14 protein-coding genes are annotated in these 20,737 nt (G+C 65.2%); 5 read left to right on the forward strand and 9 right to left on the reverse strand.

Features of this window, described 5'->3' with window-relative positions; translation table 11 throughout:
- Positions 1–9: 9 nt before the first annotated feature.
- On the reverse strand, positions 10–1,149 hold the full coding sequence (locus tag GTW58_RS05600) for a glycosyltransferase family 4 protein (protein WP_119932054.1): 1,140 nt from the start codon (positions 1,147–1,149) through the stop codon (positions 10–12).
- Positions 1,150–1,536: 387 nt separating this feature from the next.
- Between GTW58_RS05600 and GTW58_RS05605 the strand changes: the two genes are divergently transcribed.
- Complete coding sequence (locus tag GTW58_RS05605) at positions 1,537–2,034, forward strand: DUF2505 domain-containing protein (RefSeq protein WP_119932055.1); 498 nt, start codon at positions 1,537–1,539, stop codon at positions 2,032–2,034.
- A 144-nt stretch (positions 2,035–2,178) separates the two neighbouring features.
- Positions 2,179–3,447, forward strand: a complete 1,269-nt coding sequence (gene nhaA / locus GTW58_RS05610) for a Na+/H+ antiporter NhaA (RefSeq protein WP_119932056.1) — start codon at positions 2,179–2,181, stop codon at positions 3,445–3,447.
- A 32-nt stretch (positions 3,448–3,479) separates the two neighbouring features.
- On the opposite strand, the gene GTW58_RS14980 is transcribed toward nhaA, so the two are convergent.
- From GTW58_RS14980 to GTW58_RS05640, 6 genes are all read right to left on the reverse strand, one after another.
- On the reverse strand, positions 3,480–6,203 hold the full coding sequence (locus GTW58_RS14980; RefSeq protein ID WP_119932057.1) for a helix-turn-helix transcriptional regulator: 2,724 nt from the start codon (positions 6,201–6,203) through the stop codon (positions 3,480–3,482).
- Entirely contained in the window at positions 6,196–8,952 is a 2,757-nt protein-coding gene (locus GTW58_RS05620; protein ID WP_168023472.1) for a helix-turn-helix transcriptional regulator, read from the reverse strand. Before GTW58_RS05620 ends, GTW58_RS14980 begins: the two co-directional genes overlap by 8 nt.
- Positions 8,949–9,422 carry a Fe-S cluster assembly sulfur transfer protein SufU gene (gene sufU / locus GTW58_RS05625; protein WP_119932059.1) on the reverse strand — a complete coding sequence of 158 codons (474 nt, stop codon included), beginning with the start codon at positions 9,420–9,422 and terminating at the stop codon, positions 8,949–8,951. Before sufU ends, GTW58_RS05620 begins: the two co-directional genes overlap by 4 nt.
- Before the next feature lie 62 nt (positions 9,423–9,484).
- Positions 9,485–10,810, reverse strand: a complete 1,326-nt coding sequence (locus GTW58_RS05630) for a SufS family cysteine desulfurase (protein WP_370448251.1) — start codon at positions 10,808–10,810, stop codon at positions 9,485–9,487.
- 211 nt (positions 10,811–11,021) lie between these two features.
- The gene (gene pth, locus GTW58_RS05635) at positions 11,022–11,603 is read right to left on the reverse strand and encodes an aminoacyl-tRNA hydrolase (RefSeq protein WP_119932106.1); all 582 of its coding nucleotides are present in this window, start codon (positions 11,601–11,603) and stop codon (positions 11,022–11,024) included.
- A gap of 126 nt (positions 11,604–11,729) precedes the next feature.
- Entirely contained in the window at positions 11,730–12,371 is a 642-nt protein-coding gene (locus GTW58_RS05640) for a 50S ribosomal protein L25/general stress protein Ctc (protein WP_119932061.1), read from the reverse strand.
- Positions 12,372–13,027: 656 nt separating this feature from the next.
- Between GTW58_RS05640 and GTW58_RS05645 the strand changes: the two genes are divergently transcribed.
- The 3 genes from GTW58_RS05645 (at position 13,028) to GTW58_RS05655 (ending at position 18,000) form a co-directional block, all read left to right on the forward strand.
- The gene (locus GTW58_RS05645) at positions 13,028–14,797 is read left to right on the forward strand and encodes a sugar transferase (RefSeq protein WP_232817897.1); all 1,770 of its coding nucleotides are present in this window, start codon (positions 13,028–13,030) and stop codon (positions 14,795–14,797) included.
- A gap of 111 nt (positions 14,798–14,908) precedes the next feature.
- Positions 14,909–16,645 carry a GH25 family lysozyme gene (locus GTW58_RS14560; protein WP_052209531.1) on the forward strand — a complete coding sequence of 579 codons (1,737 nt, stop codon included), beginning with the start codon at positions 14,909–14,911 and terminating at the stop codon, positions 16,643–16,645.
- 185 nt (positions 16,646–16,830) lie between these two features.
- Complete coding sequence (locus GTW58_RS05655) at positions 16,831–18,000, forward strand: CAP and S-layer homology domain-containing protein (RefSeq protein WP_119932062.1); 1,170 nt, start codon at positions 16,831–16,833, stop codon at positions 17,998–18,000.
- A 117-nt stretch (positions 18,001–18,117) separates the two neighbouring features.
- On the opposite strand, the gene GTW58_RS05660 is transcribed toward GTW58_RS05655, so the two are convergent.
- Complete coding sequence (locus GTW58_RS05660; protein WP_119932063.1) at positions 18,118–19,098, reverse strand: ribose-phosphate diphosphokinase; 981 nt, start codon at positions 19,096–19,098, stop codon at positions 18,118–18,120.
- Positions 19,099–19,165: 67 nt separating this feature from the next.
- Positions 19,166–20,566 carry a bifunctional UDP-N-acetylglucosamine diphosphorylase/glucosamine-1-phosphate N-acetyltransferase GlmU gene (gene glmU, locus GTW58_RS05665; protein WP_232817906.1) on the reverse strand — a complete coding sequence of 467 codons (1,401 nt, stop codon included), beginning with the start codon at positions 20,564–20,566 and terminating at the stop codon, positions 19,166–19,168.
- Positions 20,567–20,737 lie beyond the last annotated feature (171 nt).

The raw sequence follows: 20,737 nt of genomic DNA on the forward strand, positions 1-20,737 counted from the left end.
ACCTCAGGTCTACGGAGTGATCAGGTCAATGCCCAGCGCCCCGGTGGGCAGCAGCTCCAGCCCGTACGCCTCTGCCAGGCGTTCGCGCTGCATGGAGCGGGTGTTCTCCCACAGTGCGGCGTTCTGCTCAGCCACGATCGTTTCGCGAGCCTGTGCGTCCTTGAGCCGTTCCCAGTGCTGCACCAGATCCTCCGGGCGTTGAATCACCAACGGCATGCCGATGTCATCAAAGGCCCGGATGCCACGCACCGCCATGGGGCGGCCCAGTTGAGCGGCCTCCAACACCGTGATGGGAAAGCCCTCCCACCGGGCGGTGTGGACGTAGAGGTCTGCCTGTGCCAGGTGACTGAGCACGGAGGAGGGGTCAACCCATCCGGTGACCTCAATGTCCTGGGCCTCCATCTGCGCCTGCAGTTGGTCATCACCACCGCCCACCCACAACGCGCGCACCGAATGACCTGCTGCACGCAACGCCGCGATGACCTTGGCGAACCATTCGGGGTCCTTCTGCATGGTCAGGCGCCCGGAGCCCACCACCAGCGGGGCGTGGGATTGGTTCCAGTCGGTGATCTGCGCCTTCTCCAGCTGAGCTTGAATCTCAGGGGCCACGTTGGGCACGTACACGGTTTTGAGCTTGGCACCCCACGCGCGGATTTCCTGGTTCTCTGCCCGTGAACAGCCGGCCAGCACATCCGTGCGGCGACTCAGGCTGCGTTCGACCGCCCGGTAGGCCTTGCGTTGGGCGTTGGACTTGTCCTCACGGTCAAAGGCCCAGGCATGCGGCGTGTAGACGCAGCGCACGGTGTTGTTGCCCACCAGCGCGGCGCGGGCCCACACGCCCGCGTAACTGCTGTGGGCATGGACCACATCAGGGTCCAGCGTGTTGATGGTGGCGCGCACCAACTTGGTGGCACCCATGTGGCCACCGTCAATACGGTGGATGGAGGCGAATTCCTCCACCCACTCCGGTTCCAGGGTCTCGGCTTCGGGGCGCAGGCGGCACACCAGATGGTGTTCGCATTCCGGCAGGGCTCGGACGTAGTCGCGCACGGCGGCAGCCACGCCGCCGCCAAAGGCCTCCACCACGTGCACCACACGCTTGCGGAAGCCCTTGCTGCTGTGCTGCTGACGATCGGTGGCATGAGTCATCGATGCCATTGCTCCCCCTCTGCACGGCCCTCTGGCGTCCCCACGCCGGCCCGGGCTGTGTCGTGTTTAACGTCGTGTTTGCGTAACCGCACCACGACTGCGCAGGGCGATCCCATGCCCCGCACCGCAAGTCTATGTATTCGGTACGGAACGGGTCAGGCCACCCTAACCCCCTTTGGACCCACAGGCCCCAGAATCCGCGGATCGGGGCAGGGTGAATCTCGCCACAACCCGTTGGCCACTGCCTTTCGCGCAGTGCACTTTCGCTCGGAGTGGGCCACTGCGTGGGCCGACTAGGATTGAGCCGAACGGCACCAGTCCGTGTGCAAGCATCACCACGACGTTCAAGCGTCACCACCGTTCAAGCGTCATTACAAGGAGTAAACCATGGCTGTAACCGCCGAGCAGACCGTCAACGCCCCCGTGGAAAAGGTCACGGAGACTTTCCTGGACGAGGCCTTCAACCGCCACGTGGCCGAGCGCGGCGGGGCCACCCTGAATTCCTTTGAGGTCGACGGCGACACCGCCGGCGCCTTCACCGTCACCTCGGTGCGCACCATGGGTGCGGACAAGCTGCCGGAGATGGCCAAGAAGTTCATCAAGGACGGTCTCAATATCACGCAGGTGGACTCCTGGGCAGCCCCGGAGGCGGATGGATCCCGCAACATTCGCACGGAGATCACCGTGGGTGGCATGCCCGCCAACGGTGAGGGAACCCAGCGTCTGCAGGCCCAGGGCGAGAAGACCGCCGTTTCCGTGAACATGTCCCTGAATGTCAAGATCCCCCTGGTGGGCGGCAAGTTGGCCTCCACGGCGGAGCCGTACGTGGGCAAGGCGCTGTCCCTGCAGGCCCGCGAGGCCGATGCCTGGATCGCCTCCCACTGATGTTCTCCTGCCGCTGCCCGGCCCGCTCCGGGCAGCGGCATCGTGGGTAACACCGGGCGCCCCCGGTGAGGCCTGTCCCACACCTGGAACATGACCGGCGTACACTGACGCGGTCCCGAGTGCTCGTCCAGGAGGTCAGCAGCCTTGTCTCAGCAGACTGAAACCCCTCACCAGGTGAATCAAGGCTTCAGCGCGTTCATCCGGAAAGACCTGGTGGGCGGCTGCCTGCTTCTGATTGCCATGTTGGCGGCTCTGGTCCTGGCCAACAGCCCGGCCCAGGAGTTCTACTTCGGTCTGCGTGACTACAAGATCGGCACGGATGCCGTGCCCGGTCTGATGCACACCGTGGGCGAATGGGCGGCAGATGGCCTGCTGGCGGTGTTCTTCTTCCTGGTGGGCCTGGAGCTCAAGGCCGAGTTCGTGGACGGCGAGCTGCGCAATCCCCGCAAGGCCGCCCTGCCGATCGTGGCCGCTTTTGCCGGTGTGATCACCCCCGCGCTGATTTACGTGGGCGTGAACCTGGTCAACAACACGGATCCCACCGCCCTGCGCGGTTGGGCCATCCCCACCGCAACGGACATTGCTTTCGCCGTCTCAGTGCTGGCGGTTGTGGGCTCGGCACTTCCGCTGGCCATGCGCACGTTCCTGCTGACCCTTGCCGTGGTGGATGATCTGATCGCCATCATCATCATCGCGTTGTTCTACAGCTACGGCATCAGCCTGCTCTCCCTGGGCGGGGCGCTGGTGGCGTTGGCCGTGTACTGGGCTCTGACGCATCGCTTCAGCCACTTCTTCATCGAGAAAGCCTGGGCGGCGTGGCTGATTCTGCTGCCCCTGGGTTTCATCACCTGGTTGCTGGTCTACAACGGCGGCGTTCACGCCACAATTGCCGGTGTGCTGCTGGGTTTTGCCACCCCGGTCATGGCCATCAAGCCACGCCTGATCACCCGTGACACCCCCGCCTTCGGCCTGGCACCCACCTTGGAGCACCGCTTCCGGCCGCTGTCCAACATCCTGGCCGTGCCGATCTTTGCCTTCTTCTCCGCGGGCGTGGCCGTGGGCGGCTGGGCCGGGTTCACGGAGTCCTTGACCGACCCCGTGGCCATCGGCATTTTCTCCTCGGCCTGGCTGATGAACCGCTTCACCCCGGCCCGCAAGGACGCCGACTACGAATGGATCGACCTGATCGGGCTCTCCATTGTGGCGGGCATCGGCTTCACGGTCTCCCTGCTGGTGGCGGATCTGTCCTTCGGCCTGGGCTCACCACATGACAACCATGCCAAGGTGGGCATCCTGTGCGGTTCCGGTGTGGCAGCCGTTGTGGGTGGCGCCCTGCTGCTGGGGCGCAACGCCTATTACTCCAAGCTGCGCACTGAGGGAGACCGGGTGGACTCCTATGACGACCCCGCCTGATCCCCCATCCGGTGGTTGGCGGTTCGAGAGAGTCAGCCCTGCAGCGCCTCCTGCACTTCACTGCGCTGGGAGATGCCCAGTTTGTCGAACAACCGGTACACGTGGCCTTCCACGGTGCGCCGCCCCAGACCCAGCTCCTGGGCCACCTGAGCGTTGGTCAGACCTCGGGCCACCAATTCGGCCACTTCCTGTTCACGCTCGGTCAGGGTGGAGCGTCGTCGTCCTCCGGCCGTGGTGCGCCTGCGCATGGAGCGGCCCGTGGAGCGGAAGGCTTCATCGGCCGCCTGCGTCACGGTGCTGATAACTGACGACGGCGCGTACGGGCTCAACAGCACCAGCGCGCGTTCCAGAGCGTCCCCGGCCAGGCCGTCGAACTCGGCGGCATGACACTGCAGGCCCGCGGCCACCAGCCCGTCCACGTCCACGGTCATGACCGCCTGGCAGATCCGGGCCACCATTTGTTGATAGAGCCCGCTGGTGCCGTGAGAGACCTCCCGCAGCTTGCGGATGAAGGCGTCCTCCCCCGTCTGCATGACCTGTGCCAGGGCAAAATGCGCGGTCACCACCTCGCCGTCGGCCAGGGAGGAGTCCACCACGGAGACCAAGGCGCTGATGTCGGCAGCATTGCCCTCGGCGGTTCGCGTCACGGAGTCGAACAGGATGTGGAACCAGCGCATGGGCAGCAGGTCCCCGTCCAACCACGTGTCGGAGACCGTCTCCGGCACCTCCGTGCGTTCAGGGGCAACACCTGTGGTCAGCAACGTCGTCAGTTCAAGGGCGCTGCGGCACATGGCCAGCAGGTAGGGGGCGGTGTCGTCGCGCGAACACGCCACGGCCGCCTGGAAGTAGGCGTGGGCGGGGGCGATGGTCCCCTTCAACAGCAGGCTCATGGCAGAGGCGGCGTAGTAGTGACCGGCCAGTGCCAGATACGGGCTGGAGTCCTCCGGGCCCCAGGTGTTGGGCAGCGCGCTGAGAGGAGCCACCGGGTCCCCGCTCAGCGCCCCGGCCCACAGACGTCCGATCCGTGTCACGTCCGTGAAAACGGACAACAACCCCGGATGCGACTCGGCCAACAGCATGGCCCGGAACCACGCCTCGGATGCCGCATCCAGATCGGCCGCCCGGGTCTGACTGCGGCCCAGGGAGGCCAGGGCCAGCATGGCCACCTCCGGAACCGGGGAATCACGCAGTTGGTGCCATCGCTGCCCCGGCTGGGCGCCGGGCGGACCCGACCAGTCGGCCCACAGCTGCACCAGGATCTCCAAGGCACCAAAGAACTCCCGCTCCTGGGTTGCCGTGTGCGGATCTTCCAGGCAGCGTGCCGCCAGCTCTTGCCAGCGGCGCTGCCACTGCTCATCCGTGTAGGACAACTCGCCGGTTCCGCGCAGCATGCCCTCACAGGTCATCAACACCCGTAGCTGGCGTGCCGAGAGCCGGTGGACATCGATTCCCGCGGCGATCACACCCGCTTCCAGGTGATGGCGCAATTTGATCCGAGCCCGCAGTTTTTCCAGGTCTGCTGCCGCCTGCCACTGGGTCTCCACAGGGCTCTGCAACGTGCGCAGCGCGTAATCGGCCCACAACCGGTCATTGGCTGAAGCTGCCAGCGCCACCAGATCGGCGCCGTCGATCAGCGTGCCGGTGTTCACGGCCCACGCCGCCCTGGAAACAGGTGTCAGGCCGTGTTCCAGGACGGAGGCGTGCAGCGGGCCCAACGTGACCGCCAGTCCCGGGGAAAGGTGCTGGCGGACCGCCTCCGCAAAGTGCTCACAGCTGGGAATCAGCGTCCAGCGGTGTGACTCGTACCGGCTTTGCACCAGCCCGGATTCGATCAGGACCTCCAGCGCCTCCCCCAGCACGCCGTTGATGGCCGGGTTCATCTGGATTCGTTCGGCCAGCACGACGACGAACAGCACCTGCCGTTGCGCCTCGCTCAACTCCGCCAGATGGATGGCCACCACCTCACGGAGGTCATCCGAGACTCCTTCCACCGGTCCCACAAAGTGCCACAGGCCGTCGTTGAACAGCAGCAGCCCGTCCTCGCGAGCGCGGTCCAGGTAGGAGATCACCAGTCGCGGAACACCTGCGGTGAGCATGGTGGCCCACTGTGCGGTCAGCGGCGGCACAGTGCCGCCCAGCACCTGTTCCATCAGTTCTCTGACCCCGTCTCCATCCAGTGGGGACAGGGTGTGTGCCCGCAGCAGACCGCGGCGCAGGACCGGCAGCAGGTCACCGCAGGCATGGGAGGCCGAAGCCGTGGAGGCCACCAGCACCACCTTGATCAGGCCCGCACCCAGCAGTCCCGCCACCAGGCGTTGAGCTGCGGCCGGCATTTTGTGCAGGTCTTGGATGACCATCAGGGGAACCGGACCGGCGGTGCTGCGCATCTTGCGGCAGGCTCTGGCCACAAGGTCAAAGGCCCCAGCGGAGTCGTTCAACGGGGTGTGTTCGTCCTGGAGGTCCTGCGCCAAGGAGGCCACCAGGAATGCCAATCCACCCAACGGGGATTCTTCAGCGGCACCGTGATCATGCTCAGCGCGCAGGATGGCAGCACTTTCCACAAAATGCGCCAGCACGGCTCTGGCCACGGTGGAGGTCCCGGCACCAAAGACGCCGTGAATCACCACACCGCGGCAGTCGGTGTCACGCAGGTCCCTGACCGCGGCCTCCACTGTTGCGGCCCGGACCCCCACCAGGTGGTGGGGCTCCAACCAGCTGCGGTCAATCCGTCCGCGCTCCACGTGGCTCTCAGTCACCCTGTGCTCCCCTCCACAGATCCACCAGCTCGTTACGGCGGGACATGTTCAGTTTGCGCAGGACCTGGAGCATGTGTCCTTCCACGGTGCGGCGAGAGAGCCCCACCTGTTCGGCAATGGACTGGTTGGTCAGACCCGCTGCTGCAAGATCAGCGATCTCACGCTCGCGTGAGGTCAGCACGGCGGCCATGCTCACCGCACGGGCATCCATCTCCCCGGTGCCCACCTCCACCACTTCGTCGTCGGGAAACGGCACCACCGGGCCCGTCCCGGAGGTGTGTCCACGAACTGCTATCAGGCGCTCCAGGTAACCGGCCAGACTCAGATCCCCCATGGCGGCAGCGCTGCGCAGAGCAGCCCGAAGATCGGTGATCTTCTGCCCGTCCAGGGCAACGGCCAACAGCCGCAGACTCTCCGCCCAAGCGCCCTGGCAGCGCTGAGCGGTGACTGTCAACTCACGCACCGCGAACTCGGATCCAGCCCGTGCCAGTGCTTGCAGGAACACCAGGGCCAGCCCGTGGCAACCGCGAACCATGGTGTCATCCGCCCAGCTGCGCCACCTCTGGACTCCGGCTGCCACGTCTCCCAACAGGAATTCAGTCAACCCGCGGAAGTACTCGCCGGTGGCACGGTAGAGATAAGACTCCTGGGCGTGATCGGTGTGATCCATCCGCAGCAGCTCCTTGGCATCAGTGTGCCGACCCACCCATGCGAAGGCCGCTGCGGTGAGGCTGACCACCAGGTGCGGCACGGGAAAGGCCACCGCGTCAGCCGTTGCCTTCAACGCGGCCTCCAGGTACCCCACCGACTTGTGCGGGCGGCCCGTGAGCAACAACAAGGCACCTTTGAGGACGTTGTGCTGCACCCAGGCAGGAGTGTCCGGCAATCCGCCGTCCTGGCCCTGGACCTGCTCCAACAGCTCAGACCACTGTCCGCCGAAAATGGCGGCGATCATGGCCGCATCCTCCGTGTGCTGCTGGGCCAGGCGTGCATTGCGCGCCGCCAGGTCCACACGGACTGCGTGCGTCAGGATGGCCTGCCCATCAGTGGGCCGGCCACACACTGCGTTGGCTTTTGCCGTCAGACCCACCATCAAAGCTCGAGTTGTGCGTTCCACGCTGCGGGCTGCGGAGGCGCGCGCCAGGGAATCCAACAGGGTTTTGTAGTCACCGCGGAAGTTTTCCAGAATCCACCGGGCGGACAGGGCCGCTTCCTCCAGTGCGGCGTTCTGCGCCAGCTCATGGGGTGAATGCTCCGCTGCGGCGGTGCTGCTCATCAGTGCCCGGTGATGCCCCTGTGCCATGGCCAGCAGGGTCTCGAACTCCCCGGTTGCTCGCCGTTGCTGCGTGCTCATGGCGGCCAGCACGTACAGGGCCTCGACTTCACGGATCTGGAGCGGGTGCTGGGGATCCGGCGTGGCATCCAGCAACGGCCTGGCCAGTTCGGTGGCGGCGTCAATCTGCCCCACGCCTGCGAGTGCCAAGGTGTGCAGCCCCCGCAACGGGGCAGCGTGGCCTGGATCCAGAGTTCGGATCAAGGCTTGCACCGTGTTGTAGTCGGCACTCACGGCAGCCGATTCCGCCAGATGCGTGATTCTCACCGGGTCCAGCGGCAGCCCCAGGGCATGGCGCCACAGTTCCAGGTCCGCACGAGCCCCCGCCACCACGCGTGCATCCGTGCTGTACCCGGCAACGACGTCGTAGAGCTCCCGGTCCCGCTGCTCGGAGATCAGTCCGGGGACCAATCCGGCGATCCAGGTGTTGGTCAGCACCACACCGCGGGAAGGGCCCCGGCCCTGCAGGCGCAGCACACCGGTGTCCATCAAGGCATCCAGGTTCTGGGCACCGAACAGGTCGATCAAGACGGAGGCGGGGAACTGACGCAGGCGGGAGAGCACTTGAACAATGCTCACCTGATCGGGATCCAGGCGGGTGGTGGACAGTGCCTGGCACAGCAGCTGTTCACCGTTGTGGACACCGGGATCCGGCAGGTTGTTGCCCACGTTGCTCTGGGGCAACATGTGCCCCAGAGCCGTCACGGCGTGCCCCACCACGCCCTGGGACCTGCGCAAGATGGGGACAGCTTCTGTGATTTCCGGTTCACGGCCCAGGGCTGCTCGCAGCAACTCGGTCACATCGGGCAAGGACAGATCCGGGATTCTGTGATCGGAGATCACGCCGTCTCGCCACAGCTGACTCATGGCACGGCCCGTCAAACGGATCGAGGTGGCCGCCAACAGCAAGGAAATCTCCTGATTACGCGTCAGCTGCGCCAACACATGGCGGTGGGACTCCTGAAGGAGGTGGACGTCATCCACCACCACCAACACCGGTGCGTCCTGAGCGTTGTGGTGCAGCCAGGTACGTGCCCGTTGGAAAGCGCGAACCACGGTGTGCTCAGCACCGTGGCCGTCAGGTGCCGCACGGGTGTCGGATCGCCCGGGTTCTGCGATTTCGGACGGGCCTGAGCTGCTTGCGAGCAGTCCCACGATCTCCTGTGGCAGGCCGGCAGCCGGATCAGCTGGTGATCGACCACCTGGCGGTGCGAGTGTCCACCACCGAATGATGTGTGCCGTGCCCTCCAACCGGGCGCACAGCTGATCCAGCAGCACGGTTTTGCCCACACCCTGTGAGCCCGTGAGCACCATGCTGGGCCCGTGGGCGTCCCACTCCCACGAGCTGGCCAGTGCTCGCAGAAAAGCCGCCCTGCTGGGCAGTTTGACGGTCAGGACGCCATCAGCGGGATTCATTCCCGCTCCACGCCGGCTTGCATCAGGGCAGCCTCCGTGGCCACCCAGGCCAGCGCTGCGCATTTGACCCGTGCCACGAACTTGGCCACGCCGGCAAAGGCCACACCATCGCCCAACAGTTCCTCGTCCGGCTCCGCGGTCCCCCGGGAACGCAGCATCTCCCGGAAACCGTCAATCTGGCGGCGCAGGGTGTGGACATCGGTCTGTGGAGCCATCTCCGCCAGGACGGATGCTGCCGCCATGGAAATGGAACAGCCGTCCCCCTGCCAGGTCAAAGACGTCACGGTGTCACCGTCCAACCCCACCCGAACCAGGATCTGGTCCCCGCAGGTGGGGTTGAACTCGTGATGGGTGCCGGCGGCCGATTCACCGGGCAGCAGGGTGGCATCGGCTCCGGCCAACCCCTCCCCGATTCTCCGCTTGGAATGATCCAGAATCACGTCCTGGTACATCTGGTCCAAAGCACTCATGGTGTGGGTGACTCCTCGTCAGTGGTCAAGTCGGAACAAGCGGGGGTAGAGCCGAGGCTGGTTCAGTCCTCCAGGCGGAAATACCGCCGCACCCCGGCCAGCTCGTTCAGTAAGCGGTCGACGTCATCGGTGGTGTTGTAGAGGTAGGTGCTGGCTCGGGTGGTGGCCGTGACCCCCAGGCGCCGGTGCAGGGGCTGGGCGCAGTGGTGACCCACGCGCACCGCCACACCGGCCACGTCAAGCAACTGACCGACGTCGTGGGCATGGACACCCTCCACCACCACGGAAGCCAGGCCCACCCGGTCCACTCCGGGTTGCGGACCGATCAGGCGGATCCCGGGAAGCTGCGCGACTCCGGCCGCCAGACGTTGACCCAGCTCGGACTCCCACGTGGCCACGTTCTCCATGCCCACAGCGTCCAGGAACCGCACCGCCTCCGCCAGGGCAACGGCCTGGGAGATGCGCTGGGTGCCGGCTTCAAATCGTGTGGGGGCGGGCAGGTATTCGCTGCGTTCCATGGTCACGGAGGTGATCATGGAACCGCCGGTCAGGAACGTGGGCAGGACATCCAACAGCTCGGCACGCCCGTACAGGGCACCAATACCAGTGGGACCCAGCATCTTGTGACCGGAGAACGCCGCAAAATCCACACCCAGCTCATGGAAATTCACCGGCAGGTGCGGCACCGATTGGCAGGCGTCCAGCACTGTGAAGGCCCCGACCTTGCGGGCGGCATCCACCAGCGCGGCGACGTCGTTGACTGCACCGGTCACGTTGGAGACGTGGGTGAAGGACACCACGCGGGTTTGCTCGGTGATCACAGAATCCACGGCGGGCAGATCCAGGACACCGTGGTCGTCAACCGGGATCCAGCGCAGCTCGGCCCCGGTTCGGGCGCACAACTCCTGCCAGGGCACCAGATTGGCGTGGTGTTCGGATTCCGTGACCACAATCTGGTCTCCGGGCCCCAGACGGAACTGCTGGGAGGCCTCTCCCGCACCGTTGCTACCCGCTGAGGCGTTGGAGAAGGCGTAGGTGATCAGGTTGATCGCCTCGGTGGCGTTGGAGGTCCACACGATCTCCCGGGGACCCGCTCCCACAAAGTTCGCCACGGTCTCGCGTGCCTGCTCAAAAGCGTCAGTGGCCTCCACAGCTACCGTGTGTGCCCCGCGGTGAACGGCGGAATAGGAGGAGCGGAGGAAGTCGAACTCGGCATCCAGCACGGACTGCGGGCGTTGGGAGGTGGCACCGGAGTCCAGGTACACCAGCGGTTGATCCATCACGGAACGTTGCAGGAGGGGGAACTGTGCTGCCAGCTCCCGTGCGCGCTCGTTGTTCAGCGCACCCGGTACGGGGGTGGTCAAAGCTGGGCTGGTGCCGGTGGGCACGGGGAACCTCCTGAGGCTGCTGTGGCTCGGGCTGACGCGGATCATGCGCGGGTGGGCGCTCGTCCACGGCCACCTTCACCGTATCGAGCCTCCTTTACTCAACGTTAGACCAGCTCAACACTTGAGTAACGTTTTGTCCTCCCCAACTGACGACGACGCCGGGACGTGTCCCGCCTCAACGCATGGTGTCAGGGGCTGCGATCTCCCACCCTCAACGGGCGTGGACCGCGTTCTGTGCGGCCGTCAGGCCGTGGTCGATGATCTGCTCGACGGCATCCGCGGAGCGCTCCAGCAGCAGCGGCAGATCAGCCTGTTCCGTACTGGTGAAGGGCTTGAGCACAAAGTCAGCGGTGTCCATGCGTCCCGGGGGCCGTCCCACCCCCACCCGCACGCGCAGGTAGTCCTTGCTCCCGCAAGCCTTGGAGATGTCCCGCAGTCCGTTGTGGCCACCTTCGCCTCCGCCGCGTTTGAGCTTGATGGCGTCGAAGTCGATGTCCACCTCGTCATGGACCACCACCAGGTTCTCCAGGGTTGCGCCAAAGAACTTCAGCACGGAGGCCACGGGCCCACCGCTGAGGTTCATGTAACTCATGGGCTTGACCAGAACCAGTCGGGGACCGCCCGGGCGCAAACGCGTTTCCACCATCTGTGTGCGGGTCTGCTTGTGCACCGTGAACTTCTGGCCCGTTCGTGCCGCCAGGTCGTCCAGGACCATCTGACCCACGTTGTGGCGAGTGCGTTCATACTGCGGGCCGGGGTTGCCCAGTCCCACCACTATCCATCGTTCAGTCACGGACACCATTCTCCATGTTCACGCTGATCTCTGCGCCGGACGGTCCAAGAACCGGACGGCACCCGGGGGATCTCCCCCGGGTGCCGTCCGTGGCAAGATGACGGTCAGGCCGCCATCTGCAAAGAATCACTCGTCGTCCGAGGACTCCTCGGAAGCCTCGGCCTCAGCGGCCTCGCCCTCTTCACCTTCGGCTTCTTCGCCCTCGGCCTCGGGCTCTTCGCCCAGGTCCTGCTCGATGGGCTCGGCCACGTTGACCACCAGCATCTCTGCATCGGTGACCAGCTCGACGCCGGAAGGCAGGTTGATGTCGGAGGCGTAGAGGTGCTGCTCGGGTTCGCGACCCTCCACGGAGAGCTCGAACTGCTCGGGGACCTTGAGGGCATCCACCAGGACGGTCACGGTGGACTCTTCCTGGTTGTACATGGTGCCGGGAGCCACCTCGCCGGTGACAACCAGGGGCACGTCCACCTCAACCTTTTCGCCGCGCTTGACGGTCAGGAGGTCGATGTGGAGGATCTCCGGGCGGATCGGGTGACGCTGGATGTCCTTGAGCATGCACAGGTGCTCACCGTCGGCCAGGACCTCAATCACGGCGTTGGCGTTACGGGCAACCAACATCATCTCGTGGCCCGGCAGGGACACGTGGATGGGATCGTGGCCGTGACCGTAGATCACGGCGGGGATCTGGTCGTTGGCGCGGATGCGGCGGGCGTAGCCCTTGCCGAAATCGGTGCGGACTTCACCGGGAATGCGAATGACGTCAACCATGCTGGTTCGACTCCTCACGGGTTGTGCTGGGTACCTGATGGATCAGGCATGTTCTTCACGTACGTTGCGCCGGCCACAGGCGACCGGCTCATCATCGTTCAGATGATTCCGACGTCACAGCCCACGCGGGCCTGTTCCTGACGGAATCCTCAGCAGATTCGAACCAGCCTCGTCGATCACGGGACGCTGATGCACACGCACCTGCGATCCCCTCGCCTCGGCAACCGGGAAATACTAGCACGCAGGGCGTGAAGTGCCCCTGACATGCTGTGATTCACACCACCATCCCAAGAATTAGATGATTTGGACACATCTGGGGACGCCTGAAAGCGAACCCACCTCTTAGGATGGAGACGTCTGAAAGCACCTCAACGTGGTGACGAGTGATGGGGATCTCCGCGGCACGTCCAGAGGCTGGATGACCAACAGAAGTCGTCGTCTGCAACAAGGTCGGTCCTCGCGGTGACACGTGGGAACCGTCGTCGTTCTTGGGGAACGGCAGCTGATTGACCACGGTGCACTGCCGCGCTCCATGGGCTGAATCTGGGGAGGGGCACCCGCCCCGCGGTCGCAGGTGTTCGCCGTCGTCGCTTCTGGTGTGCGCTGAAATCCAGCGCCAACGTTCTGTGGTTCTTCTTGAGGGGGAGGAAGAAGTGATGGCCAGTGTCACCGACTCATCGGTGGACGGCATGAGTCCGCACCATGATGCTCATGCCGGCAAGCGCAACGGTCCCGGTGGCGATCGCAGCCACGCCCGCGGCCCGGCGCCGGCGCAGCTACCCATCAACGGGGACGGCTCACCGGTACAGCCCAGCACCGGCCCCGTGGAGGTGATTCGCCGCTCCACGGACGGTCAGGCACCCACCCGCTCCGGGTCAACCTCCACCTCGGCCTCCGGCACCGCCATGAGCACAGAGCGCATCCCGGGGAAAACCCCCGCCGTGCGCCCTGCGGCCGGTGGCGGAAGCGATGACTGGCGCTCCCGGTACGTGTGGTCCATGCGGATCACTGACGCCGTGGCCATTGCGGCCACCGTTCTCATGGCACAACTGGGCCGATTCGGCGCGGACGGCATCCGCGGCGGAAGCGATCTGGTCTGGGGTGGCGTGTACGTCAGCTACTGGTTCGTGGGCATCTTGTTGGCTGTCCTGTGGTGGACCTGGTTGGAACTGCGCGGAACGCGCGCGGTCCGGCTGATCGGCTACGGCATGGAAGAGTCCCGGGAGGTCTCCTCTGCGGTGTTGATCTTCTTCAGCGCAGTGGCCATCTTCTCCTTTGCCCTGTCCCTGCCGTTTGCCCGCGGGTACGTGCTCATCGCCTTGCCCGCAGGCCTGGTGCTGCTCATCCTGGGGCGCTGGTGCCTGCGGACCTACTTGCTCCACGGGCGGCGCCGCCGGCGCTCCGGAATGTCACGCACCATGGTGGTGGGGCGCCAACGCGGCGCGCTGGAAACCGTGCAGTCCCTCCAAGACCACGTCGAGGCCGGCCTGGCACCGGTGGTGGCCTACTACCCCGTCGGCAAGCAGCCCATCCCGGAAAAGTTGGCCACCGTGGACGTGCGCAACGCACTGTCCCAGGGAGAACGCCCCACCGTGGCCGGAATCCTGGAGGCGGCTCACCGCAACCGCGTCCAGGCGCTGGTGCTGACCAACAACTCTCCACTGAGCTCGGCGGAGATTCGCCACCTCAGCTGGTACCTGGCGGATGCGCGCATTCGTCTGATCCTCAACACCGGCCTGACCGATGTGGCAGGTCCGCGCATCCACACCCAGCAGCTGGCCGGGCTGCCCCTGATCCATGTGTCCACTCCGCGGATGTCCTGGTCCCGGCGCCTGCTCAAGCGCGGCATGGACGTGGCGGGTGCGCTGGCAGCTCTGCTGATCCTCTCCCCGGTCATGCTGGTGGTGGCGGCCATGGTCAAGGCCCATGACCGTGGCCCGGTGTTCTTCGGCCAGGAACGTGTGGGCCTGGACGGTAGCCGGTTCAAGATGCTGAAGTTCCGCTCCATGTACACGGATGCCGAGGAACGCAAAGCCGCTCTTCTGGCCGCCAACGAATCCCAAGGGGATGTCCTGTTCAAGATGAAGGACGATCCCCGTGTGACCAAGCCTGGCAAGGTGCTGCGCCGTTACAGCCTGGATGAGCTGCCGCAGTTCGTGAACGTGCTCAAGGGAGAGATGTCCCTGGTGGGTCCCCGTCCGCCGCTTGAATCCGAGGTGGACAAGTACGAGGACTACGTTCACCGCCGCCTTCGTGTGAAGCCGGGCATCACCGGGCTGTGGCAGGTTTCCGGCCGCTCGGATCTGGACTGGGACCAGTCCGTCCGCCTGGACCTCTACTACGTGGAGAACTGGTCCGTTCTGGAGGACGTGCTGATCCTGCTGCGCACCGTCAAGGCGGTCTTTGCACCGTCCGGCGCCTACTGACCAGCCATGACCTTGGCTCTATAACAAAACGGTCACGTTATACTCTCTTCGGTTCGGCCTGCGCTTCCCCTCCCCCATGGGCCGGATGTCCCCCCGACGATAGGCAACAGCGTGAACCTGTCCCGCACCAAGCCGCGCATTCCCCGTGCCGCGGCCACCGCAACACTGTCCCTGACCGCATCTCTGTCACTGATCGTCACCGGTTTGGCGGCGGTCTCCCCCACGTGGGCCGCCGAAAAACCGGTGCCCTCCGTGGTCAATGAACACACCACCCAGGAAGGCACTCCCCAGGGCGAATTGACGCTCACCGACGGGGACGTGGTTTCCTACGACGCCGACGCCGTGGCCTCCTACGATGCCCCGCACCTGCCGGATCAGGCTCCCACCACCGGCGACGACACACCCGGAGCAACCATGGGCATGTATCAGAAGAGCGTGGATGCAGCCGCTCATCTGTCCCCGGACTCTGAGCGATCCATGAAGGAGATCGAGCAGAGCACCGGTGGCGCATCTGAGACGCCCGGATCCTCCGCGCAGCCCGGTGCCACGCGGGAGGATGGCGCGGCGTCGTTCTCCAGCGCCATGAGTCCCGCCGGTGCCATGTCCCTGGTTCAGGTCAACGGCGCCTGGCAGCCTGCCGGGATCCAAGGCATGGACGTCTCCGGTTGGCAGCCTGCTGTGAACTGGAGCAGCGAGTACGCCATGGGTGCCCGGTTCGCCTACATCAAGGCCACGGAAGGCACCAGTTACCGCTCCCCCACCTTCAACAGCCAGTACATCGGCTCCTATCAGGTGGGAATGATCCGCGGCGCTTATCACTTTGCGATTCCCACCAGGACCTCCTCCGGCGCTGCCCAGGCCGATTATTTTGTGAACAACGGTGGTGGCTGGTCCGCTGACGGGCGGACGCTGCCCGGGCTGCTGGACATCGAGTACAACCCGTACCCGGCCTACGGGAACATCTGCTACAACCTGACCCAGGCAGAAATGCGCAGCTGGATCAAGGATTTCTCCGACCGCTACAAGCAGCGCACCGGTCGCGTGCCCGCCATCTACACCACCACGGACTGGTGGATCCAGTGCACCGGCAACACGCAGGTGTTCAACGATCACCCGTTGCACATTGCTCGATGGACCACCTCCCCGGGGCGGATGCCCAACGGGTGGAACACCTACGACATCTGGCAGTACTCGGAGACGGGCCCGTTCTCCGGTGACTCCAATGTGTTCGGTGGTTCCTGGGCCCAGCTGCAGGACCTGGCCACCAACGCCAACTACAAGCCCCTGGGTGGGCGCACGCCGGCAACCGCGGCTGGCCCGTTCAGCGACGTCGCAGCCACCAACCAGTTCGCCCGGGAAATCACCTGGGCCCGCGACCGCGGCCTGCTCAACGGGTGGCCCGATGCAACGTTCCGGCCCACCCAGCCCATTGACCGCGATGCCATGGCTGCTGTTGCCTACCGCATGGCAGGTTCCCCGGCCTACACGCCGCCCGCTCGATCTCCCTACACGGATGTTTCCACCTCCCACCCCTTCTACAAGGAGATCACCTGGGCCCGTTCCCGCGGCCTGCTCACGGGCTGGAACGACGGCTCATTCAGACCCAATGCCAACATCACCCGAGATGCCACGGCAGCACTGCTCTACCGGATGGCCGGTCGCCCGGCCTACACCGCGCCTGCGGCGTCCCGGTTCCGGGATGTGCAGCCCGGGCAACAGTTCTACCGAGAGATCCATTGGCTTGCTGATCGCGGTGTCACCACCGGCTGGGCGGACGGCACCTACCGTCCCGTGACCACCACCAACCGTGACGCCATGGCTGCCTTCCTCTACCGGTATTCCCGATAGGAGCCCTGCCCCACAACCGCTGAGACCCATTCACCCCAACCCGGTGGTGCCTGCCGAAACCCATGGGCAGGCACCACCGCAGTCACACCCCATTCACAACATCTTTCCGGTTGCAGCCCAGGACGCCACAGCGGCCTTCCCCTCCAGGGTTGAGTCCAACCTGTGCCTGAAAGGACCCATGCCTCATGCGTAAAACCCGACATCTTCTGGCCGGAGCCGCTCTGGCCGCGGCTGCCGTCACGGCAGTTCCCATGGCTCTGACCACCCCCGCTCACGCGGCCCAGCAGGACATTGTCAACGCTTCCCAGTCCACCCTGGACGGGCATCGGCAGACCATCCTGAATGAAATCAACAAGTACCGCAGCTCCCGCGGGTTGGCGCCGGTCAAGTACTCACCCACGCTCACCGGGATCTCCCAGGACGAATCCAACCGGGCGGTACGGGAGGAGAACTACAACCACTCCAACAACTTCCTGCGCGATTCCCGATTCCGTGGGGCCACCACCATGCGGGAAATCACCGCCCTGGAATACAGCGTGAACCCGGTGGCCCTGGTGACCTGGTGGAAGAACTCTCCGTCGCACAACGCCGTGCTTCTGGACCCCAAGGTGACCGTGGTGGGCATTGGAGTGACTCTTGCCGACGGCAGCCTGACCAACACCCGCCAGCCCTGGCGAATCGTCTCCGTGGTCAACGGCGGCGGCTACGCCAACGGTGGTCAGCCCTCCGACACCCGCACTTCCGTGACCGGCACCCCGGCACCGGCGGCAGCACCCGCCGCCGCACCGAGCCCCCAGCAGACGGCCGTGACGCCGCAGGCAGTGGCCGGTCCTTTCGCTGACGTGGCCGGCAACCAGCAGCACGCATCAGCGATCAGCTGGGTCAAGTCCAAGGGGCTGCTCACCGGCTGGCCGGATGGCACGTTCCGCCCGCACCAGGCCATCGATCGTGACGCCATGGCGGCCGTGGCCTACCGCATGGCAGGTTCACCCGCCTTCACCGCTCCGGCACAGTCCCCGTACTCGGACGTGGCCGTGAACCACCCTTTCTACAAGGAGATCACCTGGGCCAACTCCCGGGGTCTGCTCACGGGTTGGTCGGATGGAACGTTCCGACCCAACGCTGACATCACGCGAGATGCCACGGCGGCCTTGTTCTACCGCATGGCAGGATCGCCCGCCGTGGGTTCGGCGTCGTCGTTCGCGGATGTGAGCGCAGATCAACCGCACGCCCAGGCCATCACCTGGATGGAAACAACCGGTGTGGCCAAAGGCTGGTCTGACGGCACCTACCGCCCCACCCAGACCACCAACCGAGACGCCACGGCGGCCTTCATCCAGCGCTACTCCAGCTGATTGCTGCCCCGCCAGAAACGTGTGCGGCCCGTGTCCCTTGACGGGGCACGGGCCGCACACGTTGTGGTCAGTCACCGCTGAAGCCGAGGCTCCGGGTTTGCTGCACAGTTCATGCGGTCAGGAGTGACCGTTGAACAAGCTGGTGACCGAACCGTCCTCGAACACTTCCTGGATGGCGCGTGCCAACAGAGGCGCGATGGAGAGCACGTGAAGGTCCTCGAACCGGTGCTCCTCCGACACGGGCAAAGTGTCCGTGACCACCACGGCGCGGGCACCGCAGTTGGACAGACGCTCCACGGCGGGGTCGGAGAACACCGCGTGGGTGGCGGCGATGATGACGTCCTTGGCGCCGTGTTCCCGCAAGACCTTCACAGCTCCCGCGATGGTCCCGGCGGTGTCGATCATGTCGTCGATCAGCACGCAGGTACGGCCCTTGACCTGGCCCACCACTTCCTTGGACTCAGCCTGGTTGGGGCGGGTGATGTCACGGGTCTTGTGCACGAAGGCCAGAGGGGTGTGGCCCAGCAGCTCTGCCCACATCTCAGCCACACGCACACGGCCGGTGTCCGGGGAAACCACGGTGACGGCGTCGTCGCCCACCAGGCTCTGGACGTGCTCGGCCAGGATCGGGATGGCCATCAGGTGATCCACGGGCCCGTCAAAGAAACCCTGGATCTGGGCGGTGTGCAGGTCCACGGACATCAAACGGTCGGCACCAGCGGTCTTGTAGAGATCAGCCATCAGGCGGGCCGAAATCGGCTCACGGCCACGGTGCTTCTTGTCCTGACGGGCGTAGGGGTAGAACGGAGACACCACGGTGATGGACTGGGCGGAGGCCCGCTTGAGAGCATCCAGCATCAGCAGCTGCTCCATCATCCACTGGTTGATGGGGGCCGGGTGGGACTGGATCAGGAAGGCGTCTGCGCCACGAACGGACTCACCAAAGCGAACGTAGGTCTCACCGTTGGCAAAATCGTACGCATCCGTGGGCACCAGTTCCGTGCCCAGCTCAGCGGCCACGTCTTCGGCCAGCTGCAGGTGGGCCCGCCCTGAGAGCAACACCAATCGATTGGCACCTGAGTTGAGGATCCCGGTCATCGTGACTCGCTTTCTGAAGCGTTCCTAATCGGTGGTTACTGCTGGTGGGTCTGATGAAGTTGTGGGTTCAGTCCGTGTGGTGCGTGTCCGCCTGGGTGCCGGCTGCCTGCGCTGCTTCAGCGGCGGCAGTTCCTGGCCGGTTGTCCACCACCCAGTTCTCCACGATCACCTGGCGCCCCTCCGTCAAGGCCAAGGCCCCTGCGGGAACGTCCTTGCGGACCGTGGTGGAAGCCCCTGAATAAGCGCCGTCTCCCACGGTCACCGGTGCCACGTACATGTTGTCCGAACCCATGCGTACGTGGTTTCCAATGGTAGTCGGGTGCTTGTTCACGCCGTCGTAGTTGACGAACACGCTGGCGGCACCAATGTTGGAGTGCTCACCGATGGTGGCATCCCCCACGTAGGACAGGTGCGGGATCTTGGAACCGGTACCGATCTGGGCGTTCTTGGTTTCAACATAGGCACCGATCTTGCCCTTGGCGCCCAGTTCCGTCCCCGGACGCAGGTAGGCGAACGGGCCCACGGAGGCGCCCTCCCCAATGCTTGATTGCAAACCGTGGGTGCGCACCACCGTGGCGCCGGGACCCACGCGAACATCCGTGAGCGTGGTGTCCGGTCCCACGACGGCGTCCTCACCGATCGAGGTCACGCCGTGCAGCTGGGTGTTGGGGTGGATCACGGCATCCCGTGCAATGGCAACATCCGTGCCGATCCACGTGGTGGCAGGGTCCACAATGGTCACGCCGTTGCGCATGTGCATCTCAGCGGTGCGCTGACGCAAGTAGGCGCCGAGCTCGGAGAGCTGGACGCGGTCATTGGCGCCTTCCACCTCCATGTGGTCATCCATGACCAAGGCATCCACGGTGCCACCCTGGGCACGGGCCAACTTGGGCACGTCCGTCAGGTACATCTCCCCCTGGGCGTTGTTGGTGTCCACCTGGGCCAGGGCATCGCGCAGCACGCCTGCGTCAAAGGCAAAGATTCCGGAGTTGATCTCCGTGACGGCACGTTCTTCCTCCGTGGCGTCCTTGAACTCTCGGATGTCCAGGAAGTTCCCGGCGTCGTCGCGCAGGATGCGGCCGTACTTCTCCGGTGCCGGGTGCAGGGCCGTCAACACCGTCACGGCGTTGTCATGGGAATCGTGGTGGGTGACCAGCTTGCGCAGAGTCTCAGCGGTCAACAGCGGGACATCGCCGTAGGTGACCACCACGGTGCCCTCCAGGGGCGCCTTCTCATCCAACTTCTGCAGGCCGGCCAGCACTGCCGAACCGGTCCCGGGAAGATCCGACTGGTCAGCGATCAGGGCTTGAGGGTCAAAATCCAGAACGTGCTGGGCAACACGGTCGCGGTCATGGCGGACCACCACCACCAGACGTTGTGGCTCCAGGGTGCGGGAGGCGGCCAAGGAGTGGCCCACCATGGAACGTCCACCGATGTCATGCATGATCTTGGGCAACTTGGACTTCATGCGAGTGCCCTGACCTGCAGCCAGGACAATCACTGCGGCCGGTTCGGTTGCTGCAAAGGTGGTCTCGGAAGTGCTCACAGTGCCAAAACTCCTGGGATGGACCGGCCCTCGCGGTGTCTGCGGCGTTCACTTGTTGGACGTCACGGGCACAGTGCGTTGATCGAGTGGAGG

This window comes from Kocuria subflava, from assembly GCF_012163155.1.
Classification (GTDB): domain Bacteria; phylum Actinomycetota; class Actinomycetes; order Actinomycetales; family Micrococcaceae; genus Kocuria; species Kocuria subflava.